Here is a 23,574-nt window from a genome sequence, read left to right as displayed (position 1 = left end):
CGAATTCATTGCGTGATGGAGTTGGCCTTGGCATCACCGGCGGCATTGGCCGTCGGGTTCATTTCGATTTTCTCGGGCGTGACCTTGCTGCCGGGAATGGCCTGCTGGATCCCTTGAGTCACCACCCAGTCGGCCGGATCGAGGCCGGATTGAATGACCCGGAGCGCACCTTCACGCTGGCCGGTCTTGACCTGCTTCTGCTCGACGACGTCGTCTTTGCCGAGAACGAGCACGTAGCTGCCGAGCTGGTTCGTTCCGATCGTATCGTCGCGCACCAGCAGAGCCTTGTCGTTGTGGCCGACCGGCACCCGAACGCGCACGAAGAGGCCGGGCAGCATGGCGTGATCCTTGTTGTCGAACAGGGCCCGGACCTGGAGCGTGCCTGTGGAGGCGTCGAGCTGAGGCGATACGTAGTCGAGATGCCCCTTGTGCGGGTAACCTTCCTCCGTCTGCAGACCGATTTCCGCCGGTATGCTCGGGAGGTCCGTCTGCCTGAAGGTATGTCCCTGCTTTGCCAGGGTTTCCTTGATCATCAGCACCTGCGTTTCGCTGACGTTGAAATAGGCATACAGCGGATCGGTCTGGACGATGCTGGCGAGTTTGGTGGGGCCGGACACGCCGACCAGCGTGCCGATATCGACGAGATGATCGGTGACGATGCCGTCGAAAGGAGCGAGCACCTCGGTATAGCCGAGATTGATCGTCGCGAGTTCGACATTGGCTTGGGCGTTGAGGATGGAAGCATTCGCCTCGTCGAGGGTCGCCTTGGCGCTGTCGACTGCGGTCTGGGTGGTGACCTGTTGCTTCATGAGATTGAGCTGCCGGTCATATTCCTGCTTTGCGCCGACCTGGGAGGCCTGCTGCGAGGCGAGCGATGCCTTTGCCTGATCCAGTTGCGCCTGATAGGTGTCGCGCTCGATGCCGAAAAGCTTGGCGCCCTTCTTCACCATCATGCCATCTTGGTAGTCGATGGACTGGATATAGCCCTGGACGCGCGCCTCGATATCGACGGCATTGAGTGGGGCCGTATTGCCGGTGAGTTCGAAATAGAGCGTCACCGGCTGCTGGACCGGCTGTGCGACCCGAACCGGAGGTGGCGGCGGAGGAACATAGGTGTTGCCGCTTTCCTCGCAGCCGGCAAGAATTGTTATGCCGGCGAGCAACGCCAAGAGGTGCAGACCCTGATCCAATCTCACACGCATTGCCGCCGCCCCGATGTTTACGAGCCCCAGTCTTCATGCGTGCCTCGGCGGAGACGACCCTTCTCCGAAAAGTTCCGGGCATGCGATATTATGTCGCGGCATTGATGCAAATTGCAATAGCTGCCGATCCCAATTGAATTCAGTCGGAGTTCGCCGTTTGCGGGCACAAAGTGGCTATGGTTTTCCGAGCCGCTCGATGGCCGACTGCAAGGGTGCATCCGAAACATGGATCAGCCCGACATAGGGATTGGCCATATCCGTCACCAAAAAGATCGCACCCGCGACGGACAGGGCGCAAACGAGCAGAATTGACAGCACCGTCGGGTTGGCCGGCGCCTGCAGCCCGAAGGTCGCAAATAGCAGCGAGAGCCAGCAGACGAGAACGGCGAGGAAGGCCCAGGGCAAACCCTCTTTGCCGGATTCGACCAGCAGCCAGTGGGTCTCGGCCACCATCCCGCTCACATCCAGCGCCCGTGTTTGAAGACTACGCTGTACGGCATCCCTCGGCGAGAGGGATCGAAGATCGCCCTGAACCGCCTCGATATCCTGATATTCCCCGAGCGCCTTGCCGGACGCATCGTCGGTGGTCTCGGCAGACCAGCCACGGCTCAGCCGTTTCTCGATCAACTCATGCAGCAACTGCCGTGCCTTGTCGGTTTCCGGCCCATATTGCGCCATGACGCGATCAAGCAGGAGCACCCGCGCCGCCGCCGTTCTCATTTCCACTTCGGCATTGTCGTATGTCGTCTTGGCGGATGCAATCAAAAGGCCGAGCGCCAGGGCCGACAGCGTTCCCACCACCGCGGTCGCCAGCCTGATGACATCCTTGGATTCGGCATTGAGGTGGTGATCCGGCAAGCGGTTGCGCATCACCAATCCTATCGATGTTGCCGCCGATAGAAAAACAAAGACTAACCCGCCAAGCAAGAGTGAGTTCAAGTTCCGCTCCCCATCACGTCAACCCTGTAAGCACCGCGAGGCTTGCAAGTGGCGCGATCGTTACTGTCACCATAGCGGAAGACAGGCATAGCGTGGAGATTTTTACTTTCTTATTCTCGCATGGGTGGAGGTCACTGCTGGAAAATGAGCAGCACGTAGGCCAGGAAAAGCACCAGATGGACCGCACCTTGCATCAGATGCGTGCGGCCACTGGCAAAGGTAATGATGCTGACGGCAAGCGTGAGCAGGAGCATCACCAGATCTCCGTGCTCCAGGCCGAGCGTCACGCTGTGTCCGTAGAGCTGGCTAACAACAAGCATCGCCGGCACCGTTAGCCCGATCGTCGACAATACCGAACCAAGGAAAATGTTGACGGAGCGCTGAAGATTGTTGGCGATAGACGCGCGCACGGCGCTGATTGCCTCAGGTGTCGCGACAAGAATAGCCATCACCACACCGCCAAATGCGGTTGGAGCATGCAGGGTTTCGATAATGTAATCGATCGGCCGCGCAAGCTGTTCGACCAGGAAGACGACGGGAGCCATATAGGTGACAAGCAGAACGGCATGCGGCCAGACCGGCCCACGGCCAACGACATGTTCGCTGCGAGGCGCCTGACGGTTGCTGTCATCCGCGAAATAGTCCCGATGGCGGCCGGCCTGAAGAGACAGGAACGTGGCATAGAGGCCGACCGATATGATGCCCAGTATCAGTTGTCTCGGTGCCGATGGATGCTGTCCGTCCGGGCCTGCGAGAAATGTCGGCATGACCAGGCTCAGGGTCGCCAGCGGTACGATTACCCCGAGATAGGCGTTGGCGCCCTGCAGGTTATGCTGCTGTTCCGGCCGCCGCCACGCGCCGAGCAGCAGCGACAGACCGACCATGCCGTTCAGAATGATCATGACGACGGCAAACAGCGTGTCGCGCGCAAGCGTGGGGTTGTTTTCGCCGTGAAGCATGACAGCCGATATTGCCATCACCTCGATCGAGGTGATGGCAAGGGTTAGAATAAGCGTGCCGTAAGGCTCCTTCAGCCGCTCCGCCAAGTGGTCTGCGTGCCGCACGACCGACAGAGCGGAGCCGAGCACGACGGCAAACAGCCACCCGAAAACGACGGTGAACCAAAGCGGATCGGAAAGCTGCCCGAAGAGCTGCTCCTGGAAAGCAAGAAATGCGAAGCTCGTCGCAACGCTGACGCCGAGGAACCATTCCTTGCGCAGCAGGCTGGTAGCGCCGACGGCGCGCAATGCGGGACCCTCCGTCATCGAAACCACCCGCCTTCTGGCAAATACCGCCGCAATGCGATCATCAACACCATCGCGCCCCGCCCGCTGTCTCGCATCATATGAAGGGGAATCGTACCTCAAGCCGAGCGGCATGCAACCGTCTAAAGCGGAATAGCCCTGGCCTTATTCGCGGCCGGTCGCAGGGATTGCCGCGCCGGTGACGACGGCTGCGGCCGGCGAGATCAGGAAGGCGATGAGGCGGGCGATCGATTGCGGCGTGACCCAGCCGTCCGTTTTCGCATTGGGCATGGCGGCGCGGTTCTCAGGCGTGTCGATCGTTCCGGGCAGGATACAGTTGGCGGTGATGCGGTCGTCGCGGCATTCGGCAGCGAGCGCTTCCGTCAGTCGGATGACGGCGGCTTTCGAGGCAGCGTAAGCGGCTTGATTGGGGCCAGCCTTCAGGCCGGGTGCGGCGGCGACATGAACGATGCGGCCATAGCCTGATGCCTTCATCGTTGGGAGAACCGCGGCGCTGATCGTCAGCGCGGTCCGGGCGTTCGCGTTCATCATCGTCTCCCATTGGGCAGGCGCATCCGGCCCGACCGGCCCCATCTGGAAGGCGCCGACCGTGTTGACCAGGGCACCGACACCGCCAAAACGCTTGACGGCCCGGGCGACGGCTGCGGCGCAGGAGGCATAATCGGTGAGATCCGTTCCGGCGATCGACAGAAACTCGACGGAGGCGGGAAGATCGCCGGCCAAGGCTTCCAGCTCCTGGTTCGACCGGTTCATGCAGACGAGTTTGGCTCCGCCGGCAGCAAGCTCGCGGACAACGGCGCTGCCGAGGTTTCCGCCGGCGCCTGTGACGATGACGGCTTTCTGGTCGTTCATGGCAATCATCTCCTGGCGGGCTTTGGTGGCGCGCATTGTTGATCCAGGCTGCGCCGCAGCGCAAGCCCACGCATCCGCGTCCAGGTCGAAGATCTTGCGGAACTGCCCTTTTCAGGCAGTTCCGCCGTCATTGCTCAACAGTTTCGTCGGACCCGCCGTCAGTGATATTTCGTCCGTTCGCGATCGAGGATATCGGGCGCGTCAAGGCCGGAAATCGGGCGGGTGACATCGGCCGGGATGTCGCCGGTGAGCTGCAGGTCGAGATAGCGGGCGCAGCAGACGCGTAGGAAGGAGGTGAAGTTTCCAAGATCATGGCCGGCATCGATCGATTCATGATGCAGCCGGGTGATCAGCTGGACGACATTCATGCCGTCGCGCCGGGCGACTTCCTCAAGCTTCGACCAGAAGAAGTTCTCCAGCCTGACGCTGGTGACCATACCGTCGATGCGCAGCGACCGAGTGGTGCTTTCCCAGAGCCGCGCATCCGCCTTGATAAACAATTCGCACATGTCATCCTCCCGGTGCCGCCTCCTCAGGCGGCGTTGGTTTCGAGCAACGCTGCCGCATCGAGCACGGCCATGAACTGGCGCAGCCACGACGGATGTGCCGGCCAGGCCGGCGCCGTTACCAGGTTACCATCCGAGACCGCATCGGTGATCGAGATATCGGCATAGGTGCCGCCGGCAAGCTCGACTTCCGGCCGGCAGGCGGGATAGGCCGAGCAGGTGCGGCCCTTCAAGACACCTGCGGCAGCGAGCAGCTGCGCGCCATGGCAGATGGCGGCAACGGGTTTTCCGGCATCGAAGAAGTGCCGGACCGCTTTGATAACGTCTGCATTGAGGCGCAGATATTCCGGCGCACGGCCGCCGGGGATGACGAGGGCGTCGTAATCTTCGGGGCGCACGCTATCGAAAGTGGCGTTCAGTGCGAAATTATGACCGCGTTTTTCGGAATAGGTCTGGTCGCCTTCGAAATCATGAATAGCGGTGGCCACCGTCTCGCCCGCGTTCTTTCCGGGGCAGACGGCGTCGACCGTGTAGCCGCAGGCAAGCAGCGTCTGGAACGGCACCATGGTTTCGTAGTCTTCGGTGAAATCACCCGTGATCATTAGGATTTTTGAAGCTGGCATCGTATCCTCCTTTGAAACCAACCGCCGGAGATTAACAAAGAGCGACGGGCAGAAGGTACTATGGGAATACTACAGCCGAAATTCCCTGAGAGTTAGAATAACATGATGCCGAAAAACCGCGCACAGTTATCGGCATGCTCTACACCGCCTTGACTGTCACATCCGGGACGGCGCAGGCCTCGCCGCCGGCGAAGAGGCGGGAGCGGGTGAGGAAGCGTTTCTCGCGGCCGTTATCGAGCGAGAACATGCCGCCGCGGCCCGGAACGACATCGATGATGAGCTGCGTATGCTTCCACGCCTCGAACTGGCTGGCGCTGATATAGACCGGCACGCCGCCGATCTCGCCGAGTTTGACGTCGCTGTCGCCGACCATGAATTCATTGGCGGGATAACACATCGGCGAGGAGCCGTCGCAACAGCCGCCGGACTGGTGGAAGAGGATATCGGGATGATCGTGCTTGATCTCAGCAATCAGGTCAAGAGCTGCGTCGGTCGCGAGAACTCGCGGATCGCCGTTGACGGTGGCTTCCATCGGTCTTCCTCCAAAGTTTTGGGAGAGATGCCCCTCCCCAACCCCTCCCCACAAAGGGGAGGGGCTAAGCTGCCGCTTTGGCTCGCAGAACAACAAGCCGGATGCATGTGCTGCGCTCAACAGTGAATACGGCGAGAGCCGCACGTTAAGTCCCTTCCCCTTGTGGGGAGGGGTTGGGAGGGTTTTACGCCCTCACCACGCCTCAGAAGAAGCCGAGCGCCTTCGGGCTGTAGCTCACCAGCATGTTTTTAGTTTGCTGGTAATGCTCGAGCATCATCTTGTGGGTTTCGCGGCCGATGCCCGACTGTTTGTAACCGCCGAAGGCGGCATGGGCGGGGTAGGCGTGGTAGCAGTTGGTCCAGACGCGGCCGGCCTGGATCTCGCGGCCGAACCGATAGCAGCGATTGGCGTCGCGGCTCCAGACGCCGGCGCCGAGGCCGTAAAGCGTGTCGTTGGCGATTTCGAGCGCTTCCTTTTCGTCCTTGAAGGTCGTGACCGAGACAACCGGCCCGAAAATTTCCTCCTGGAACACACGCATCTTGTTGTGGCCCTTGAAGATCGTCGGCTTGACGTAATAGCCGTTCGCCAGATCGCCGCCGAGATCGTTGCGCGTGCCGCCGGCCAGCACCTCCGCACCTTCCTGCTTGCCGATGTCGAGATAGGCAAGGATCTTTTCCAGCTGCTCGGTCGAGGCCTGGGCGCCGATCATCGTCGCGCTGTCGAGCGGATTGCCCTGCTTGATCGCCTCGACGCGCTTGACGGCCTTTTCCATGAAGCGGTCGTAGATCGATTCCTGGACGAGGGCGCGGCTGGGGCAGGTGCAGACTTCGCCCTGGTTGAGAGCGAACATCGCAAAGCCTTCGAGCGCCTTGTCGAGGAAGTCGTCGTCCTCGGCCATCACATCGGCGAAGAAGATGTTCGGCGATTTGCCGCCGAGCTCCAGCGTCACCGGAATGAGGTTCTGGCTGGCATATTGCATGATCAGCCGGCCGGTCGTCGTCTCGCCGGTGAAGGCGATCTTGGCGATGCGGGCGCTGGTCGCCAGCGGCTTGCCGGCCTCGATGCCAAAACCGTTGACGATATTGAGCACACCGGGCGGCAGCAGATCGCCGACCAATTCGGCCCAGAGCAGGATCGAGGCGGGGGTCTGTTCGGCAGGCTTCAAGACGACGCAGTTGCCGGCGGCAAGCGCCGGAGCAAGTTTCCACGTGGCCATCAGGATCGGGAAGTTCCAGGGAATGATCTGGCCGACGACGCCGAGCGGTTCGTGGAAGTGATACGCGACGGTATCGTGGTCGATCTCGCCGATCGAGCCTTCCTGGGCGCGGATGCAGGAAGCGAAATAGCGGAAGTGGTCGATCGCCAGCGGAATGTCTGCCGCCATGGTCTCGCGGATCGGCTTGCCATTGTCCCAGGTCTCGGCCTGGGCGAGCAATTCCAGCTTGTCCTCCATCCGCTGGGCGATCTTCATGAGGATATTGGAGCGCTCGGCAGCCGAGGTGCGGCCCCATTTCTCCTTGGCCGCATGGGCGGCGTCGAGCGCAAGATTGATGTCCTTTTCATCGGAGCGGGGAATGTCGCAGAGCTTGCCGCCGGTGACCGGTGTCAGGTTTTCGAAGTATTTGCCCCCGACAGGCTCGCGCCATTCGCCGCCGATGTAGTTGCCGTATTTCAGCTTGAACGGCGATTCGACGATTTTCTGATGAAGCATGTCATCCTCCCTTGATGGTCCAGGTTCCGAAGCGAACCAGTGGGAGGAAAATGTGCATGTTTTGGCGGGGGGAACAGGGCGGCCTTTCAATACCGCAGCGCACAGTGTCGCACGGATGCGACAGCTCGCGTCACGATCGAAGGCGTCGGTGGAACTTTCGGGCGCCTGGTCAGTGCAGGTCGAACTTCTTCATCTTCCGATGCAAGGTGGCGCGGCTAATGCCGAGGGCGACAGCCGCCTGCGAGACGTTGCCGCTGGTGCGTGACAGCGCCCGCAAGAGGGCCGCCTTTTCCGCTTCGACGATCTCCTCCTGCTGCGAGACGCCGGCCTCATGCAGGGCATCGGCCGCCGGAATGCCGGCGGCGATCCGCTTGTCGTCCAGCTGCAGCGCGATGCGAGCAGCGCGCGTTGCTCCCAGCACCAGGTCATGCCGGTCGACGGCAAGCAGGGCGGCGGCGGAATTGACGCCGGCGGGAACCATCAGGAAACGGGCGCTGGGAAAAGCCGAGCGGAAGAGGTTGAGCTCGATGCGCATCGCCGCATCGCGCACGGTCTGCGTCAGGATGGTCAGCGTCATCTCGTTGACGTCTTCGCGGCAGGTAGAAATATCGAGGGCTGCGGCCACCCGGCCACGGTGATCGCGGATCGGTGCTGTGGTGCAGCTGAGGCTGGTATTGGCGCAGAAGAAATGCTGGTCGCGGAAGATGGCGACGGCACGCTCGTCGGCAAGCGCGGTGCCGATGCCGTTGGTTCCGATGCTCGCCTCGGTCCAGACCGAGCCGGTCCACAGGCCGAGTTCTTGGAACTCCTTGTCGTCGCCGGCAGCACCCCGACGCTCCAATGCAATGCCGTTCCTGTCGGTCAGAAGCAGGCAGCAGCCGGCCCTGCCGACGGTGGTGAAGAGACGATCGAGCTCTTCGGTCGCGCTGGCGATCAGCTGACCGGACTGTTCTCGGGCACGCCGGAATTCCTCATCGGTAACGCGCAGTGGCGCCCGTTCGTCTTCCGGAGCGAGCTGATGCATGGTCATGCATCGCCGCCAAGAGGCGACAACGGGAGAACTGGCTGCGGCGGAATCGCGCTGGGCAGAGGTGTAGACATGCTCGGCGTGTGCTGAGTGTTCGTGCATCGGCTCCTCCCACGGAACTTGAGCATAGTCTGAGGGAAAAGCGGTCGGTTTGCAATCGGCCGGTCCTAGACGGCCGGCGGCGTGCGGGTTTTTCAGACGAAGGCGGCAGAAATCACATTTCAGTGTTCGAACGCAGAGAGTGTAACAAAAGACCGCTCTCGCCCGTAGTTCTGTGCAGAAACAGCTTTTGCAGGGCGAGGAGATCCCGACCATGTTAAACAGACGATTGTTGCTGATGGGTGCCGCTTTCGGCGGGCTTGCGGTTCGTTTGGGGGCCGGCAAGGCGATCGCTGGCGAGACCTTTGCGGTGACGCACACAGAGGATGAATGGCGCAAGCTGCTGACGCCGGATCAATTTGTCATCCTGCGTCAGGCGGGGACGGAAAATCCCTTCACCAGCGCCCTGCTGCATGAGGAGCGGAAGGGCACCTTCGCCTGTGCCGGCTGCGACCAAAAGCTCTTTTCCTCGGCGACCAAATTCGACAGCGGAACCGGCTGGCCGAGCTTTTGGGCACCGCTCGACCATGCTGTCGGAACCACAAACGACACCACTTTCGGGATGGCGCGCACGGCCGTCCATTGTAGTCGCTGTGGCGGCCATCTGGGCCACGTCTTCGATGATGGTCCGAAGCCAACCGGACTTCGCTACTGCATGAATGGCCTTGTCATGACGTTTCATCCAGCCTCGGCCTGATTCAGGGAAGGTCTTGTTTTCCGCTGAGTACCTGCGAGCGCCGGGGCCTATCTGTGCAGCCAGGCCTCGATGCCGCGCGCAGCGGCCCGGCCGGTCGCCAGGCAGGCAGTGAGGAGATAGCCGCCGGTCGGCGCCTCCCAGTCGAGCATTTCGCCGGCGACGAAGGTGCCTGGCACCGCCTTCAACATGAAGCCGCCGTCGATGCCGCTCCAGCGGATGCCGCCGGCCGAGGAGATCGCCTCGGCGATCGGCCTCGTCTCGAGAACCGGGACTGGTAGGGCCTTGATCAGGCCGGCGAGACGTCCGGGATCGGTTCGATCGCGCTCGGGAGCGAGTTCCCGCAGCAATGCCGCCTTGACGCCGTCGAGGCCGGCACCTTTGCGCAGGCGGTTCGAGAAGCTCGATTTGGCGTCCTGCCGCGTGAGGTCGCGGTGCAGCCTTTCGACTGTCCGGCCGGGGGCGAGGTCGAGCGTCAGGGCGGCGCTGCCGCGGTTAAGCAGCCGGTCGCGGAGGCTCGCCGCATGAGCGTAGACCAGACTGCCCTCGATACCGCCTGCGGTGATGACGAATTCGCCAGGAAAGGTTCCGGCTTCGGAGGTGGCGACGACCGACTTCACCGGCTCGCCGGCGAAACGCTCGCGGAAGTTTTGGCTCCAGCCGACGACGAAACCGCAATTGGCGGGCTGGAAGGCGTCGATCTCGACACCCTTTTCCGATAACCACGGCAGCCAGCGCGCGTCGGAGCCGAGGCGGGGCCAACTTGCGCCGCCGAGTGCCAGCAGGGCGGCGTCGCACTGGACGATACTGCGTCCTTCCGGCGTTTCGAAAACATAGCCCTCATCGGCAAAACCGATCCAGCGATGGCGGGTGCGGAGCGTTGTGCCCTGCGCCTCCAATCGTCTGAGCCAGGCGCGCAGCAAGGGAGAGGCTTTCATTACCTTCGGGAACACTCGACCGGACGAACCAATGAAGGTCTCCGTCCCGAGCCCTGCCGCCCAATCCCTGATATCGCCAGGGGTAAAGGCATCCAGAGCCGGCCGCAGCCGGGAAGAAGCGGCGCCGAAGCGCGTGGCGAAACGGGCATAATCCTCGGAATGGGTAATGTTCAGTCCCGACTTGCCGGCCAGCAGAAACTTGCGGGCGAAGGTTGGCATGGCGTCGTAGACCGTCACCGCATGGCCGGAGAGCGACAGCAGTTCGGCGGCCGCCAGTCCCGCCGGGCCGCCGCCGATGATGGCCATTCGCTTCTGGTCCATGGATGTCTTTGCCCGATTCTTTCTGGTGCCGTTTTGGCGCGGCTGCGCCTTGCCCGCAAGGGCGGGTTCAGTGATGCGAATGCGTGCACTGGCCGTGGTCGGCGAGAACCTCGATGACGCGGCATTGATCGACGCGGCCGTGGCCGCAGCCTTCCACCATGGTTTCCAGCTCGGCCTTCAGCGCCATCAGGCTGCGGATGCGCTGCTCGACCTCGACGAGACGAGCCTTGGCGATAGCATCGGCCGAGGCGCAGGATTGGTGCGGATCATCCTGCAGGGTAAGCAGCGTGCGGATCGCCTCGATCTCGAAGCCGAGTTCGCGGGCATGGCGGATGAAGGCGAGGCGACTGATATCGGCAGGTTCGAAGGAGCGCTGGTTGCCTTCGCTGCGGCTCGGCGCCGCGAGCAGGCCGATGCTCTCGTAATAACGCACCGTCGGCACCTTGACGCCGCTCTGGCGGGCGGCTTCACCGATCGTGATCTTTTTCATGATTTTCCTCTTGCACCTCTAGTCACTAGAGGATGTAGGAGGGATGCTTCTGTTTGACAAGGAAGCGGATCATGGCAGAGAGCGAGACACGATATCGGGTTGGCGGCATGGATTGCGCCTCCTGCGCAACCAAGATCGATACGGCGGTCAGACGCGTGGCGGGTGTCGCCGATGTATCCGTCTCGGTGATGGCGGGCACGATGACTGTCCGGCACGATGGCAGCAGCGATCTCAAGGCGATCGAGAAGAAGGTAACCGGGCTTGGCTATTCCGTCGCGCCGCTTTCCGGAAACGCTGCGCCAGCACATGAACGCGGTCCGCAGCATCGTCACGACCATGGACATGATCACCGCGATCAGGCGGACCATGACCACGAACATGCGGTGCATGATCATGAAGGCCACGATCATGCAGGCCATAGCCATGACCATGCAAGTCATGACCACGACGATCATGGCGAGAAGGAAATCGAGGGGCTGCACGGGCACGACCATGCGCCAATAGCCGGTCCCTGGTGGCAGAGTGAGAAGGGTCGGCTGACCATCCTTTCCGGTGCGGCACTCGTTGTCGCCTACACCGTCGGCCATCTCGTGCCGGCGATTGCATCCTATGCCTTCATCGTTGCCATGCTGATCGGTCTGGTGCCGATCGCGCGGCGTGCCGTCATGGCCGCTTTCTCAGGCACACCGTTTTCGATCGAGATGCTGATGACGATCGCCGCCGTCGGCGCCGTCATCATCAATGCCGGCGAAGAGGCGGCAACCGTTGTGTTCCTGTTCCTCGTTGGCGAGCTGTTGGAAGGGGTGGCAGCGGGCAAGGCGCGCGAAAGCATCCAGTCGCTGACGTCGCTGGTGCCGAAGACCGCGTTACTCGAAGACAATGGGCAGACACGGGAGGTGCCAGCGGAAAGCCTTTCGGTCGGCGCCGTCATCATGGTTCGCCCTGGCGACCGGATCTCGGCGGACGGCGTCGTTGTCTCCGGTGAGAGCGCGATCGACGAGGCGCCGGTGACCGGCGAGAGCACGCCGGTGCGCAAGGGTGTGGATGCCGTCGTCTTTGCCGGAACGGTGAACGGCGACGCAGTGCTCAGGGTTCGCGTCACGGCGGCGGCTGCCGACAATACCATCGCCCGCGTCGTCAAGCTGGTGGAAGAGGCGCAGGAATCGAAGGCGCCGACCGAACGTTTCATCGATCGGTTCTCGCGTTACTACACGCCCGGCGTTGTGGTTGTCGCGGGGCTGGTGGCGGTCGTTCCGCCGCTTTTGTTCGACGGTTCGTGGAGCGAATGGGTCTATAAGGGCCTTGCCATTCTGCTGATCGGCTGCCCCTGCGCGCTTGTCATCTCGACGCCGGCGGCGATTGCTGCCTCGCTTTCAGCAGGCGCGCGGCGCGGGCTGCTGATGAAGGGCGGCGCAGTGCTGGAAACGCTCGGCAAGGTGACGATGGTCGCCTTCGACAAGACAGGCACGCTGACGGAAGGCAAGCCTCAGGTGACCGATATCGTTTCCTTCGGATTGAGTGAGACGCAGGTCTTGTCGCGAGCGGCAGTGCTGGAGCAGGGCTCCAGCCATCCCTTGGCGCTGGCGATCCTCAACCGCGCCAAGGCGGACGGTGTTCCCGTGCCGCCGGCTTTCGAACTGGAAGCGCTGCCGGGCAAGGGTGTCAGCGGCAAAGTGGGCGGTGAGACGCTCGATCTGCTGTCCCCATCCGCTGCTCGCGAGCGCGGGGCGCTCGATGGGGAAAAGGATGCACGCATTACCGTTCTGAACGACGAGGGCAAGAGCGTGTCGGTGCTGCTTGTCGATGGTGTTGCAGCCGGCCTGATCGCCATGCGCGACGAGCCGCGCGCGGATGCCAAGGCTGGGCTTTCAACGCTCGAATCGGCCGGCGTCAAGGCGATGATGTTGACGGGCGACAACGAGCGGACGGCAGCAGCTGTTGCCAAGATGCTCGGCATCGACTGGCGCGGCGAGATGATGCCTGAGGACAAGCAGCGGGTCGTCGGCGAATTGAAGCGCCAGGGCTTCATCGTCGCCAAGGTCGGCGACGGCATCAACGATGCTCCGGCGCTGGCCGCCGCCGATATCGGCATCGCCATGGGCGGCGGCACCGATGTGGCGCTGGAGACGGCCGATGCCGCCGTGCTGCACGGGCGCGTCGGCGACGTGGCGCGGATGATCGAACTGTCCAAACGGACGATGCGCAACATCCTGCAGAATATCAGCATAGCGCTCGGGCTGAAGGCGGTGTTCCTGGTGACGACGATTGCCGGCATCACCGGGCTCTGGCCGGCGATTCTCGCCGATACCGGCGCGACCGTGCTGGTGACGATCAACGCGCTGAGGTTGTTGCGGGTCAAGGGATAAACTCTCTTCGCAGCGACGATGCGGGCGATCCGGAATCGACAATCGTAGAGCCGGCTATAGGCCGGCTCTCTTCGTTTCGGCCTTCTCGACAGCCTCTTTTCGTTAAGCCTTCGTTGGCCATGTTTTTCACAGGAACGTAGCGATTTCAAACCTGTCGTAACGCAATGCACAAACCATCCGTTGACGTGATTTCGGATTCGCGTACTATATCTAGTGTTCAAGGTTCCTTCGATTCGTGTCGGATCGCGGGCTAAGACGGGAATACGGTGCGTTTCGCCATGACGGCGCAGCAAGGCCGGAGCTGCCCCCGCAACTGTAAGCGGCGAGCAACTGTCCGATTTCAGGTCACTGAGGCATGATGCCTCGGGAAGGCTGGGGCAGGGTGCTTCGACCCGCAAGCCAGGAGACCTGCCTTGAACTAGATGTCCACGGGCGGGGTGTCCGGAAGGTCGCGTGAATGACAGCGGAATGATCCGCGCCTGTTACGCTGCCCCGAACGTCCGCATGAGCACTTCGGGGTTGAAGTCATGTCCAGAATATCAAGGCCGCCGCCCGCGCAAATCCCGAGAGGGATCGTATCAGGCGTTTAAACGCCGACTTTGCCATATCACCAAATGTTGCCCCGGACGCTGCAAGGCGCCCGATCTCAGTCTTGCGTCCTGAATTCTTTGACATCACGAGGAACATGATGAGCGTTACCGTCTACAGCAAACCCGCCTGCGTCCAGTGCACCGCCACCTATCGCGCCCTCGACCGGCTGGGCGTCGATTACGACATCGTCGATATCTCGCAGGATGCCGAAGCGCTCGATCGTGTCCGCAGCCTCGGCTACATGCAGGCGCCGGTCGTGATCGCCGGTGAGCGGCATTGGGCGGGTTTCCGCCCCGATATGATCAGCGCGCTCTCCTGACCCGAGGAAAAAGGCGATGGGGCTGATCGTTTATTATTCCAGCCGCTCCGAGAATACCCATCGCTTCGTCGCCAGGCTCGGACTGCGCGCGGCGCGCATTCCGGCTAGCGGCGCAGAGGCGTTCCCTATTCGCGAACCCTTCGTTCTCATTGTGCCGACCTACAGCGGCGACGGTGGCAAGGGTGCCGTTCCCAAGCAGGTGATCCGTTTCTTGAACGATGCGGAAAACCGAGGACATATCCGCGGCGTGATTGCCGCGGGCAACAGCAATTTCGGCGAGACATACGGGCTCGCCGGCGACGTGATCTCGCAAAAATGCCAGGTGCCTTACCTCTACAGGTTCGAGCTCATGGGCACGGCCGAGGATGTCGCCAACGTCAAACACGGAATGGAACAATTTTGGACACGGGAACAACTCTGACGCGGGATGCGGGCGCAAAACCGCATAACACTTTTGCTCATCCCGCCGGCGAACGCCCTTGGAAAGCGGCGGAGACGCTCGACTATCACGCGCTGAACGCGATGCTGAACCTCTATGACGACGAGGGGAAGATCCAGCTCGACAAGGACCGCATGGCGGCGAAGCAGTATTTTCTGCAGCATGTGAACCAGAACACCGTGTTCTTTCACAATCTGAGGGAAAAGCTCGATTACCTCGTCACCGAGGGTTATTACGAGCAGGAGGTTCTCGACCAGTATTCCTTCAATTTCGTCCGCGACCTGTTCGATCAGGCCTATGCGAGGAAATTCCGTTTTCCGACCTTCCTCGGCGCCTTCAAATATTACACCAGCTATACGCTGAAGACCTTCGACGGAAAGCGCTATCTCGAGCGCTACGAGGACCGCATCTGCATGGTGGCGCTGACCTTGGCGCGGGGTGACGAGGCCCTTGCCCGCGACATGGTCGACGAGATCATTTCCGGCCGTTTCCAGCCGGCAACGCCGACCTTCCTCAATGCCGGCAAGAAGCAGCGTGGCGAACTTGTCTCCTGCTTCCTGCTGCGCGTCGAGGACAATATGGAATCGATCGGCCGCTCGATCAATTCGGCGCTGCAGCTGTCGAAGCGCGGCGGCGGCGTGGCTCTGTCGCTGACGAATATCCGTGAGGCCGGCGCGCCGATCAAGCAGATCGAAAACCAGTCCTCCGGCATCATCCCGGTCATGAAGCTGCTCGAAGACTCGTTCTCCTATGCCAATCAGCTGGGTGCGCGCCAGGGCGCGGGCGCCGTCTATCTCAACGCCCATCACCCCGACATTATGCGCTTCCTCGACACAAAGCGCGAAAATGCCGACGAGAAGATCCGCATCAAGACGCTGTCGCTCGGCGTCGTCGTGCCCGACATCACCTTCGAACTCGCCAAGAACAACGAGGATATGTATCTGTTCTCGCCTTACGACGTGGAGCGCGTTTACGGCGTGCCCTTCACCGAGATTTCGGTGACGGAAAAGTACCGGGAGATGGTGGCGGACGCTCGCATCTCGAAGAAGAAGATCAAGGCGCGTGAATTCTTCCAGGTGATCGCCGAGATCCAGTTCGAGAGCGGTTATCCCTACATCATGTTCGAGGATACGGTGAACCGGGCCAACCCGATCGCCGGGCGCATTTCGATGAGCAATCTCTGCTCCGAGATCCTGCAGGTCAGCAAGGCAAGCGAATACAACGACGACCTCTCTTACAAGCACCTCGGCAAGGATATTTCCTGCAATCTCGGCTCGCTGAATATCGCCGCGGCCATGGATTCCACCGATTTCGGCAAGACGATCGAGACCTCGATCCGGGCGCTGACGGCGGTCTCCGACATGAGCCACATCGCCTCGGTTCCCTCGATCGAAAAGGGCAACGACGAGAGCCATGCGATCGGTCTCGGCCAGATGAACCTGCACGGCTATCTTGCCCGCGAACGCATCTTCTACGGCTCGGAGGAAGGCGTCGATTTCACCAATATCTATTTCTATACGGTGACCTATCACGCGATCCGCGCCTCGAACCTGTTGGCGGTCGAACGGGGCCAGAGCTTCAAGGGCTTCGAAAATTCGAAATATGCCTCCGGTGACTATTTCGACAAATATACCGAGCAGGAATGGAAGCCGGCGACCGGGAAGGTGCAGGCGCTGTTCGACAAATCCGGAATCCATATTCCGACGCAGGAGGATTGGGTGGCGTTGAAGGCGGCGGTCATGACTTCCGGCCTCTATAATCAGAACCTGCAGGCAGTGCCGCCGACGGGCTCGATCTCCTACATCAACCACTCGACCTCCTCGATCCATCCGATCGTCTCGAAGATCGAGATACGCAAGGAAGGCAAGATCGGCCGCGTCTACTATCCGGCGCCGTTCATGACCAACGACAATCTCGATTACTATCAGGACGCCTATGAGATCGGCGCGGAGAAGATCATCGATACCTATGCGGCGGCGACCCAGCATGTCGACCAGGGCCTGTCGCTGACCCTGTTCTTCCGCGACACGGCAACGACGCGCGATGTCAACAAGGCGCAGATTTACGCCTGGAAGAAGGGCATCAAGACCATCTACTACATCCGCCTTCGCCAGATGGCGCTGTCCGGCACCGAGGTGCAGGGCTGCGTATCTTGTACGCTTTGATTTTGGGCTGCTGGCCGAGAGTTTCGAGCTTGTAGCCCCCTCCTCTCCCCAGCGGGGAGAGGGAAGGGTGAGGGGGCTCCGCACTCCGTTAGAATTTTTCGAAGAAAGACCACCCAATGAACATATCCATCAAGCCAATCTCCCGCATGCGCGCCATCAACTGGAACCGCATCGAGGACGATAAGGATCTCGAGGTCTGGAACCGGCTGACCGGCAATTTCTGGCTGCCGGAGAAGGTGCCGCTGTCCAACGACATTCCCTCCTGGGCGACGCTGACGGCGGCCGAGCAGCAGTTGACCATCCGCGTCTTCACCGGGCTGACGCTGCTCGACACGATCCAGAACGGCGTCGGCTCCATCAGGCTGATGGCGGATGTGGTAACGCCGCATGAGGAGGCGGTGCTTTCCAACATCTCCTTCATGGAGGCGGTGCATGCGCGTTCCTATTCCTCGATCTTCTCGACGCTGTGCTCGACGCCCGATGTCGACGATGCCTATCGCTGGTCGGAGGAGAACGAGTTCCTGCAACGCAAATCGGCGCTGATCATGGAGCAGTATGGTTCCGGCGATCCCTTGAAGAAGAAGGTCGCCAGCGTCTTCCTCGAAAGCTTCCTGTTTTATTCCGGCTTCTACCTGCCGATGTACTGGTCGAGCCGCGCCAAGCTTACCAACACGGCAGACATGATCCGGCTGATCATCCGCGACGAGGCGGTGCACGGCTATTATGTCGGCTACAAATTCCAGCGCGGACTGGAGCGGCTTTCCGAGGAGAGACGGCAGGAGATCAAGGATTTCGCCTTCGACCTGCTGCTCGAGCTCTACGACAACGAAGCCAGATATACCGAGGCGCTCTATGACGGCGTCGGGCTGAGCGAGGACGTCAAGAAATTCCTGCATTACAATGCCAACAAGGCGCTGATGAACCTCGGCTACGAGGCGCTTTTCCCGGCCGAGGCCTGCAAGGTCAATCCGGCGATCCTGTCGGCGCTTTCGCCGAATGCCGACGAGAACCATGACTTCTTCTCCGGCTCCGGTTCCTCCTATGTGATCGGCAAGGCTGTTGCGACCGACGACGAGGACTGGGATTTCTGAGGCTTTATCGCAGTCGGCCCTTATCATTTGCTTCCCCATCGCCCACATTCAGCGGAAATGAAGTCGATCCTCGCCGAAGATGTGGCGCAGCGGAGTTTTTAATGTCGTCTTTTCCAAACAAGGCCGGAACTGCCGCCGAAGCGGACGATGGCGTCTGGCCGATCCGCAGGAGACGGATTCTCGACTGGCTGGTGAACGAGACGCGCGGTGAGCGCTTCATCGACAATATCCTGGTGGAAATGTGCGGGAAGCTGGTGGCGGCAGGCGTGCCGGTGGCCCGCGCAACCCTGCATTTCCGGACGAACCATCCGCAATGGATCGGGGCGCGCATCCTCTGGAAAGAGGGGCTCACCGATGCGAAAATCAACACCTTTGCCTATGGCGTCGAGAACACGCCGGAGTTCCTGACCAGTCCCGTCAACGCGATCCATCAGGGTGCGGAGGAGGTGCGCAGGCAGCTGGAAGGTACAGCCGCAGGCGGCTTGGATTCATTCTATCAGGAACTGCATGACGACGGCCTGACCGAGTATATCGCCTGGCCGCTCGAGCATACCTTCGGCAAACGGCATGTGGCGACATTTTCCACCAGCCGGCCGGGCGGCTTCGAGCGCGCACACGTCGATTTCCTGCGCGATCTTCTGCCGGCCCTGACCCTTGTCAGCGAAATCAGGCTGAAGAACATCATGGCGCGTACACTGCTGCAGACCTATGTCGGGCCGCATGCAAGCGAGCAGATCCTGTCGGGCGTGACGACGCGTGGCAGCGGCGCCACCGTCGGCGCGGCGATCATGATCTGCGACCTGCGCGACTTTACGGCAATCTCCGATCTCTGGCCGCGCGACGATGTCATCCATCTGCTCAACGATTATTTCGATGCGATATCGGATCCGATCGAACGGTATGGTGGCGAGATCCTCAAGTTCATGGGCGACGGGTTGCTGGCGATTTTCCCGCTGAGCAAGGAAACGGCCTGCGCCGATCTGCTGCAGGCGATCCGCGAAGGGCAGGCGTCGATGGCCGAACTGAACGAGGAGCATGTGCGCATGGGGCGCGATCCGCTGCGCTACGGCGTCGGCGTGCATGTCGGCGACGTCATGTACGGCAATATCGGCTCACGCCGCCGGCTCGATTTCACCGTCATCGGCCCGGCGGTCAATGTCGCCTCGCGGCTGGAAAGCCTCACCAAGGAGGTCAAGCGCCCAGTGCTCTTGTCGCGGGCCTTCGTCGAAATGGCGGACTGCGCCAAAGACATGGACAGTCTCGGCACCTACCCGCTGCGCGGGCTCGGAGAGCCTGTTGATGTCTTTGCTTTCCCGGAGCGATAGGAGCAGGCAGAGTCAGACGCCGCGTTTGTTGCCCCACAGCAGCACGTGCAGCTGCGGCAGCACGCGTGGCGTAAACCATCGATCGGCGGTCACCTTTTCGACCAGCCAGTGCATCCGGTCCATCACGCCGTCGATATCGATGCGGGCATCGTCGTCATCGGGCGGCGGCGGCGTATGATTGCCCGGCTGAAGGAACAGGGGAATATAGGGATAGCGCTCGCCCGCCTCCAGGGCGAAGGCGTAGTCTTCATCGTCGAAGACGACGATTTTCAAGACGACTTCCGGCCCGCCGGCGGCGAGACGAAGACAGTCGTCGACCTGATCCCAATCCGTCAGCATTCCGCTTGACGGCGGCTTGGGGCTCAAGACCAGCATGTCGAGATCGCGGAACCAGTCCCGGGCGACACTCCCCTGCGTTTCCAGGGCGAAACGATATCCTTGCGAATGCCCGAATTCGATCAATGGCCCGAGCGGCTGGATCGCGGGATTGCCTCCGGAAAGGGAAACCGTCAGAGGCCTGCCTCCGGAGAGCTTTGTCACTTCCTGCCAGATCGCCTCGACGGACATCGGAAGCCATTGATCCCGAAAGGCGCTGTCGACCGCATGAAGGCTGTCGCACCAGGAACAGCGATAGTCACAGCCGCCGGTCCTGACGAACACCGTCGGCAGACCGATCAACGCGCCTTCGCCCTGTATGGTCGGGCCGAAGATCTCGCTGACGCGAATGGTCTCCCCGCTCACGGCCTATACTCCGCCCAGGTCTTCGGCGTCTCGCTGACGCGGACGGAGGATGTCTCCGGGAAGCGCTCTTTGCACCAGTCGTAGAAATGCTTTGCCAGGAACTCGGAGGTGACTTTCGAATGGCCGAAGACCTCGTTCAGGTGGCGATGATCGAGGGACTCGTCGATATGGCGCTTGAGCGGCGAAAGGTCGTGATAGTCGCGAACAAAGCCGTCATCGTTCAGGCTTTCGGCGGAGAGCTCAACGACCACGATGTAGTTGTGGCCGTGCAGCCTGGCGCATTGATGGTCGGCCGGCAGATGATCCAGCTGGTGCGAAGCGGAGAGATGGAACTCCTTGGTGATGCGGTACATCAACGCACCTCCGCAGCAGAATATTGCGACACCGCCGCTTTCCAGAAATCCTGGTCTTCATATTCCGTGGGATCGGCAATACCGGCGAGATGGAAAGCCTCGCGGCGTTCGACGCAGGTGCCGCAGCGCCCGCAATGAAGCCTGCCGCCCTTGTAGCAGGACCATGTTTCCGCAAACGGAGTCGCATGTTTCTCGCCGTCGGTAACGATCGCCGCTTTCGAAACATCGACATAGGGCGCAAGCAGTCTGACGCTGGCATAACCGTCCAGTGCCTCGTTCTGCATGCGCTGGAAGGCGTCGATGAAGGCCGGCCGGCAGTCGGGGTAGATGAAGTGGTCGCCGCCATGCACGGCGACGGCGACGGCATCTGCCTTCTGCGCTGCGGCCAGGCCAAATGCGATGGCCAGCATGATGGCGTTGCGGTTCGGCACCACGGTGGCCTTCATGGTCTCCTCGGCATAATGACCATCCGGAACCTCGATGTTATCGGTCAAGGCCGATCCGCTTAGATGGCCGCCGATGGCGGCGATGTCGATGATATGATGGGGGACGGCGAGGCGCGCGGCGCACCGGGCGGCGAAATCGAGTTCCTTGCGATGCCGCTGGCCGTAGTCGAAGGAGACGAGGCCAATAAGCTGTTGTTCCGCTGCGATCTTGTGGGCAAGCGAAACGGAGTCGAGTCCGCCGGAGCAGACGACGATAGTCTTCATAGTTTGGATCCCTTGTTTTGACCGGGTGGGCTGCGACCGGATTACGGCGTGCTTTTAGGGCAAATCACCCGTGTTGGGAATAGCCTTCAGAGGGCTTGATCGACCGGGAAATTGATCTGCGGCGGCAGCAGCAGATGCAGGTCTTCGGCGTCGGCATTGTTGATGCGCTGCAGCAGCATGCGGCCGAGATCCTCGCCCGCCGCCGTCAGGTCCTCGTGGATCGTGTCGACCTTCGGCTGCAATTGGGTGAGAAGGCGCGACGTTTCCTTGGCGACGATGTCGTAATCGACCGCGAGTGTTCGGCCGGCGTCGCTCATGCCGCTGATGACGGCGAGTGCTGAGACTTCGCCGGGACAGATGAAACCATCGGGCGCTTCCAGAGCGGCGGCGCGGCTGGAGATGAAATCGCGCAGCACATCCGCCGGCGTATCGAGATCGACCGTTTCGGGTATCTCATAGGCAATGCCTGCCTCCCGCACAGCCGTCATGAAGCCGTGCAGGATATGCTGGCAGAAGGTCAGCCGTTTCGGCGGCAGGACCACGGCCACCTTTTTGCGGCCCTTTGCGATCAGCCGGCGCGTCGCCTCGTAGGCAAAGGTGAAATTGTCGTAGTCGACATAAGGGTGCGGCGTCGAAAATTCCGTGCGGCCGTGGCAAATGAAGGGAAAGCCGGTTTCGAGCAGCAGGCGGACGCGGGCATCGAGCGGTTCGGTTCGCGTGAAGATCAGCCCGTCGGCGAGGTGGTTGCGGACGATATATTCGGCGGCCTCGACATCGGTCGTCGACAGGAAGTTCGGGGCGACGACGAGATGGTAGGAAGTCTCCTTCAGCGCCTTGGCAATGCCGTACATGATCGAGGTGCTGAAACCGACGACTTCCTCATGCGAATCGAGCAGGATGGCGATCACATTGGTGCGGCCGGTCTTCAGGCGCTGCGCGGCCCGATCAGGGAGATAGCCGATCTCGCGGGCGATGCGGTGCACGCGCTGGCGGGTTTCCAGCGAAATCTGCGGTGCATCGGAGAGCGCCCGCGACACCGTCGTCACGGCAAGGCCGGCGATCGTGGCGATCGTTCGCAAGGTCGGCTTGCCGCGCTTATGCGTGATCTCGAGATTTTCGCCGCTTCGCGGCCAGGACGGTTCGGTCACTCTCGGCTTTCCATGCTGGAATTGGCGATACAATAACACGATGACTCCGACGCGCAATCGAGGAATGAAAACGTTTTAAATTTTAACGATCTGTTAGCCAAATCAAAAATATCTATAAAATTCAATCATATATAGAAATAACCATATTTTTCTCGGGAGTCGAGAAAGGGCTTGACGATCAGCGACTTATAACGTTTTAAATTAGCAACCGCGCAGAGGAGCGCGGCCGTATGTCGACCGTCGCAACGGCGGAAAGCATCGGGCGGCAGGGAGGGCCCGCCGCCGATTTTCAAATGGGAGGAAATTCATGCGCAAGTTTTTGAGCTCGGCGGCTGTTGCCGTCGTGATGATGGCTGGCCTCGGTGCGGCGCAGGCAGCCGACGTGAAGGAAGTTCAGATGCTGCACTGGTGGACATCAGGCGGCGAAGCGGCGGCCTTGAACGTCTTGAAGCAGGATCTGTCGAAAGAAGGCTTTGCCTGGAAGGACGTTCCGGTTGCCGGCGGCGGCGGTGATGCGGCGATGACGGCGCTGAAGGCGATGGTGGCGGCCGGCACCTATCCGACCGCCTCGCAGATGCTGGGTTATACCGTGCTCGATTATGCCCAGGCCGGCGTGATGGGCGACCTGACCGAGACGGCGAAGAAGGAAGGCTGGGACAAGTCGGTGCCGGCGGCGCTGCAGAAGTTCTCGGTCTATGACGGCAAGTGGGTCGCAGCCCCCGTCAACGTCCACTCGGTCAACTGGCTGTGGATCAACAAGGCTGTGATGGACAAGATCGGCGGCACTGAGCCGAAGAGCTTCGACGACCTGATCGCGCTGCTCGACAAGGCCAAGGCTGCCGGTGTGATCCCCTTGGCGCTCGGCGGCCAGAACTGGCAGGAAGCGACGATGTTCGATTCCATCGTGCTGTCGACCGGCGGGCCGGAGTTCTACAAGAAGGCCTTCAACGACCTCGATGAGGAGTCGTTGAAGTCGGACACGATGAAGAAGTCCTTCGACAATCTGGCGAAGATCGTCAAATACGTCGACCCGAACTTCTCCGGCCGCGACTGGAACCTGGCGACCGCCATGGTCATCAAGGGTGATGCGCTGGTGCAGGTGATGGGCGACTGGGCCAAGGGCGAAT

23 protein-coding genes and 1 riboswitch are annotated in these 23,574 nt (G+C 61.3%); of the genes, 8 read left to right on the top strand and 15 right to left on the bottom strand.

The window, feature by feature from the left end:
• Positions 1-5 precede the first annotated feature (5 nt).
• From OS035_RS31845 to OS035_RS31805, 9 genes are all read right to left on the bottom strand, one after another.
• A complete protein-coding gene (locus OS035_RS31845; RefSeq protein WP_183782477.1) occupies positions 6-1,202 on the bottom strand; it encodes an efflux RND transporter periplasmic adaptor subunit in 1,197 nt (398 codons plus the stop codon).
• Between the two features lie 174 nt (positions 1,203-1,376).
• The gene (locus OS035_RS31840; protein WP_179867211.1) at positions 1,377-2,141 is read right to left on the bottom strand and encodes a bestrophin-like domain; all 765 of its coding nucleotides are present in this window, start codon (positions 2,139-2,141) and stop codon (positions 1,377-1,379) included.
• 131 nt (positions 2,142-2,272) lie between these two features.
• Positions 2,273-3,406: a calcium:proton antiporter gene (locus tag OS035_RS31835; protein ID WP_183782474.1), complete on the bottom strand. Its 1,134-nt coding sequence runs from the start codon at positions 3,404-3,406 to the stop codon at positions 2,273-2,275.
• A gap of 144 nt (positions 3,407-3,550) precedes the next feature.
• Entirely contained in the window at positions 3,551-4,258 is a 708-nt protein-coding gene (locus OS035_RS31830; protein ID WP_097630011.1) for an SDR family NAD(P)-dependent oxidoreductase, read from the bottom strand.
• Between the two features lie 158 nt (positions 4,259-4,416).
• Complete coding sequence (locus OS035_RS31825; protein ID WP_097630004.1) at positions 4,417-4,767, bottom strand: ribbon-helix-helix domain-containing protein; 351 nt, start codon at positions 4,765-4,767, stop codon at positions 4,417-4,419.
• 23 nt (positions 4,768-4,790) lie between these two features.
• Positions 4,791-5,387 carry a DJ-1/PfpI family protein gene (locus OS035_RS31820; protein WP_131711864.1) on the bottom strand — a complete coding sequence of 199 codons (597 nt, stop codon included), beginning with the start codon at positions 5,385-5,387 and terminating at the stop codon, positions 4,791-4,793.
• Positions 5,388-5,526: 139 nt separating this feature from the next.
• Positions 5,527-5,919: a DUF779 domain-containing protein gene (locus tag OS035_RS31815; RefSeq protein WP_097630002.1), complete on the bottom strand. Its 393-nt coding sequence runs from the start codon at positions 5,917-5,919 to the stop codon at positions 5,527-5,529.
• A gap of 202 nt (positions 5,920-6,121) precedes the next feature.
• Entirely contained in the window at positions 6,122-7,630 is a 1,509-nt protein-coding gene (gene adh, locus OS035_RS31810; RefSeq protein ID WP_097630001.1) for an aldehyde dehydrogenase, read from the bottom strand.
• A 169-nt stretch (positions 7,631-7,799) separates the two neighbouring features.
• Complete coding sequence (locus tag OS035_RS31805; RefSeq protein ID WP_097630000.1) at positions 7,800-8,759, bottom strand: helix-turn-helix domain-containing protein; 960 nt, start codon at positions 8,757-8,759, stop codon at positions 7,800-7,802.
• Positions 8,760-8,970: 211 nt separating this feature from the next.
• Between OS035_RS31805 and msrB the strand changes: the two genes are divergently transcribed.
• Complete coding sequence (gene msrB, locus OS035_RS31800; RefSeq protein ID WP_097629999.1) at positions 8,971-9,453, top strand: peptide-methionine (R)-S-oxide reductase MsrB; 483 nt, start codon at positions 8,971-8,973, stop codon at positions 9,451-9,453.
• Between the two features lie 47 nt (positions 9,454-9,500).
• On the opposite strand, the gene OS035_RS31795 is transcribed toward msrB, so the two are convergent.
• On the bottom strand, positions 9,501-10,709 hold the full coding sequence (locus tag OS035_RS31795; RefSeq protein ID WP_183782471.1) for a TIGR03862 family flavoprotein: 1,209 nt from the start codon (positions 10,707-10,709) through the stop codon (positions 9,501-9,503).
• 67 nt (positions 10,710-10,776) lie between these two features.
• Complete coding sequence (locus OS035_RS31790; protein WP_012559073.1) at positions 10,777-11,199, bottom strand: MerR family transcriptional regulator; 423 nt, start codon at positions 11,197-11,199, stop codon at positions 10,777-10,779.
• A 71-nt stretch (positions 11,200-11,270) separates the two neighbouring features.
• On the opposite strand from OS035_RS31790, the gene OS035_RS31785 reads away from it, so the two are divergent.
• From OS035_RS31785 to OS035_RS31760, 6 genes are all read left to right on the top strand, one after another.
• Positions 11,271-13,565, top strand: coding sequence for a heavy metal translocating P-type ATPase (locus OS035_RS31785; protein WP_183782468.1), 2,295 nt, complete (start codon positions 11,271-11,273; stop codon positions 13,563-13,565).
• A 203-nt stretch (positions 13,566-13,768) separates the two neighbouring features.
• A riboswitch (cobalamin riboswitch) is annotated at positions 13,769-13,995 on the top strand.
• 258 nt (positions 13,996-14,253) lie between these two features.
• Complete coding sequence (nrdH, locus tag OS035_RS31780) at positions 14,254-14,475, top strand: glutaredoxin-like protein NrdH (RefSeq protein ID WP_010068756.1); 222 nt, start codon at positions 14,254-14,256, stop codon at positions 14,473-14,475.
• A gap of 16 nt (positions 14,476-14,491) precedes the next feature.
• Positions 14,492-14,896, top strand: a complete 405-nt coding sequence (gene nrdI / locus OS035_RS31775) for a class Ib ribonucleoside-diphosphate reductase assembly flavoprotein NrdI (RefSeq protein WP_183782465.1) — start codon at positions 14,492-14,494, stop codon at positions 14,894-14,896.
• The gene (gene nrdE, locus OS035_RS31770; RefSeq protein ID WP_183782462.1) at positions 14,875-17,079 is read left to right on the top strand and encodes a class 1b ribonucleoside-diphosphate reductase subunit alpha; all 2,205 of its coding nucleotides are present in this window, start codon (positions 14,875-14,877) and stop codon (positions 17,077-17,079) included. Before nrdI ends, nrdE begins: the two co-directional genes overlap by 22 nt.
• Positions 17,080-17,195: 116 nt before the next feature.
• Positions 17,196-18,170, top strand: coding sequence for a class 1b ribonucleoside-diphosphate reductase subunit beta (nrdF, locus tag OS035_RS31765; RefSeq protein ID WP_183782459.1), 975 nt, complete (start codon positions 17,196-17,198; stop codon positions 18,168-18,170).
• A gap of 101 nt (positions 18,171-18,271) precedes the next feature.
• Positions 18,272-19,495 (top strand): adenylate/guanylate cyclase domain-containing protein, encoded by a 1,224-nt coding sequence (locus OS035_RS31760; RefSeq protein WP_097629992.1) that lies wholly within the window; start codon positions 18,272-18,274, stop codon positions 19,493-19,495.
• A 12-nt stretch (positions 19,496-19,507) separates the two neighbouring features.
• Here the strand turns inward: OS035_RS31760 and queE are convergent, their stop codons facing one another.
• The 4 genes from queE to OS035_RS31740 all read right to left on the bottom strand — a co-directional run bounded on the left by queE (position 19,508) and on the right by OS035_RS31740 (position 22,447).
• The gene (gene queE / locus OS035_RS31755; RefSeq protein WP_310808919.1) at positions 19,508-20,236 is read right to left on the bottom strand and encodes a 7-carboxy-7-deazaguanine synthase QueE; all 729 of its coding nucleotides are present in this window, start codon (positions 20,234-20,236) and stop codon (positions 19,508-19,510) included.
• Entirely contained in the window at positions 20,233-20,589 is a 357-nt protein-coding gene (gene queD, locus OS035_RS31750; RefSeq protein ID WP_097629990.1) for a 6-carboxytetrahydropterin synthase QueD, read from the bottom strand. Before queD ends, queE begins: the two co-directional genes overlap by 4 nt.
• The gene (gene queC, locus OS035_RS31745; RefSeq protein ID WP_183782451.1) at positions 20,589-21,299 is read right to left on the bottom strand and encodes a 7-cyano-7-deazaguanine synthase QueC; all 711 of its coding nucleotides are present in this window, start codon (positions 21,297-21,299) and stop codon (positions 20,589-20,591) included. Before queC ends, queD begins: the two co-directional genes overlap by 1 nt.
• Before the next feature lie 86 nt (positions 21,300-21,385).
• The gene (locus tag OS035_RS31740; protein WP_097629988.1) at positions 21,386-22,447 is read right to left on the bottom strand and encodes a LacI family transcriptional regulator; all 1,062 of its coding nucleotides are present in this window, start codon (positions 22,445-22,447) and stop codon (positions 21,386-21,388) included.
• Positions 22,448-22,754: 307 nt separating this feature from the next.
• On the opposite strand from OS035_RS31740, the gene OS035_RS31735 reads away from it, so the two are divergent.
• The coding region (locus OS035_RS31735; RefSeq protein WP_331815064.1) for an ABC transporter substrate-binding protein at positions 22,755-23,574 on the top strand (820 nt) is incomplete at its 3' end.

This window comes from Rhizobium sp. 268 (assembly GCF_036571585.1).
Classification (GTDB): Bacteria; Pseudomonadota; Alphaproteobacteria; order Rhizobiales; family Rhizobiaceae; genus Rhizobium; species Rhizobium redzepovicii.
The sequence above is the reverse complement of the archived record's forward strand: the minus strand, read 5'-3'. Positions and strand labels throughout refer to the sequence as shown.

Coding starts and splice junctions, on each gene's coding strand:
- OS035_RS31845 (WP_183782477.1), bottom strand. CDS start 1,202: ATGCGTGTGAGATTGGATCAGGGTCTGCACCTCTTGGCGTTGCTCGCC.
- OS035_RS31835 (WP_183782474.1), bottom strand. CDS start 3,406: ATGACGGAGGGTCCCGCATTGCGCGCCGTCGGCGCTACCAGCCTGCTG.
- OS035_RS31830 (WP_097630011.1), bottom strand. CDS start 4,258: ATGAACGACCAGAAAGCCGTCATCGTCACAGGCGCCGGCGGAAACCTC.
- OS035_RS31825 (WP_097630004.1), bottom strand. CDS start 4,767: ATGTGCGAATTGTTTATCAAGGCGGATGCGCGGCTCTGGGAAAGCACC.
- OS035_RS31820 (WP_131711864.1), bottom strand. CDS start 5,387: ATGCCAGCTTCAAAAATCCTAATGATCACGGGTGATTTCACCGAAGAC.
- OS035_RS31815 (WP_097630002.1), bottom strand. CDS start 5,919: ATGGAAGCCACCGTCAACGGCGATCCGCGAGTTCTCGCGACCGACGCA.
- adh (WP_097630001.1), bottom strand. CDS start 7,630: ATGCTTCATCAGAAAATCGTCGAATCGCCGTTCAAGCTGAAATACGGC.
- OS035_RS31805 (WP_097630000.1), bottom strand. CDS start 8,759: ATGCACGAACACTCAGCACACGCCGAGCATGTCTACACCTCTGCCCAG.
- msrB (WP_097629999.1), top strand. CDS start 8,971: ATGTTAAACAGACGATTGTTGCTGATGGGTGCCGCTTTCGGCGGGCTT.
- OS035_RS31795 (WP_183782471.1), bottom strand. CDS start 10,709: ATGGACCAGAAGCGAATGGCCATCATCGGCGGCGGCCCGGCGGGACTG.
- OS035_RS31790 (WP_012559073.1), bottom strand. CDS start 11,199: ATGAAAAAGATCACGATCGGTGAAGCCGCCCGCCAGAGCGGCGTCAAG.
- OS035_RS31785 (WP_183782468.1), top strand. CDS start 11,271: ATGGCAGAGAGCGAGACACGATATCGGGTTGGCGGCATGGATTGCGCC.
- nrdH (WP_010068756.1), top strand. CDS start 14,254: ATGAGCGTTACCGTCTACAGCAAACCCGCCTGCGTCCAGTGCACCGCC.
- nrdI (WP_183782465.1), top strand. CDS start 14,492: ATGGGGCTGATCGTTTATTATTCCAGCCGCTCCGAGAATACCCATCGC.
- nrdF (WP_183782459.1), top strand. CDS start 17,196: ATGAACATATCCATCAAGCCAATCTCCCGCATGCGCGCCATCAACTGG.
- OS035_RS31760 (WP_097629992.1), top strand. CDS start 18,272: ATGTCGTCTTTTCCAAACAAGGCCGGAACTGCCGCCGAAGCGGACGAT.
- queD (WP_097629990.1), bottom strand. CDS start 20,589: ATGTACCGCATCACCAAGGAGTTCCATCTCTCCGCTTCGCACCAGCTG.
- queC (WP_183782451.1), bottom strand. CDS start 21,299: ATGAAGACTATCGTCGTCTGCTCCGGCGGACTCGACTCCGTTTCGCTT.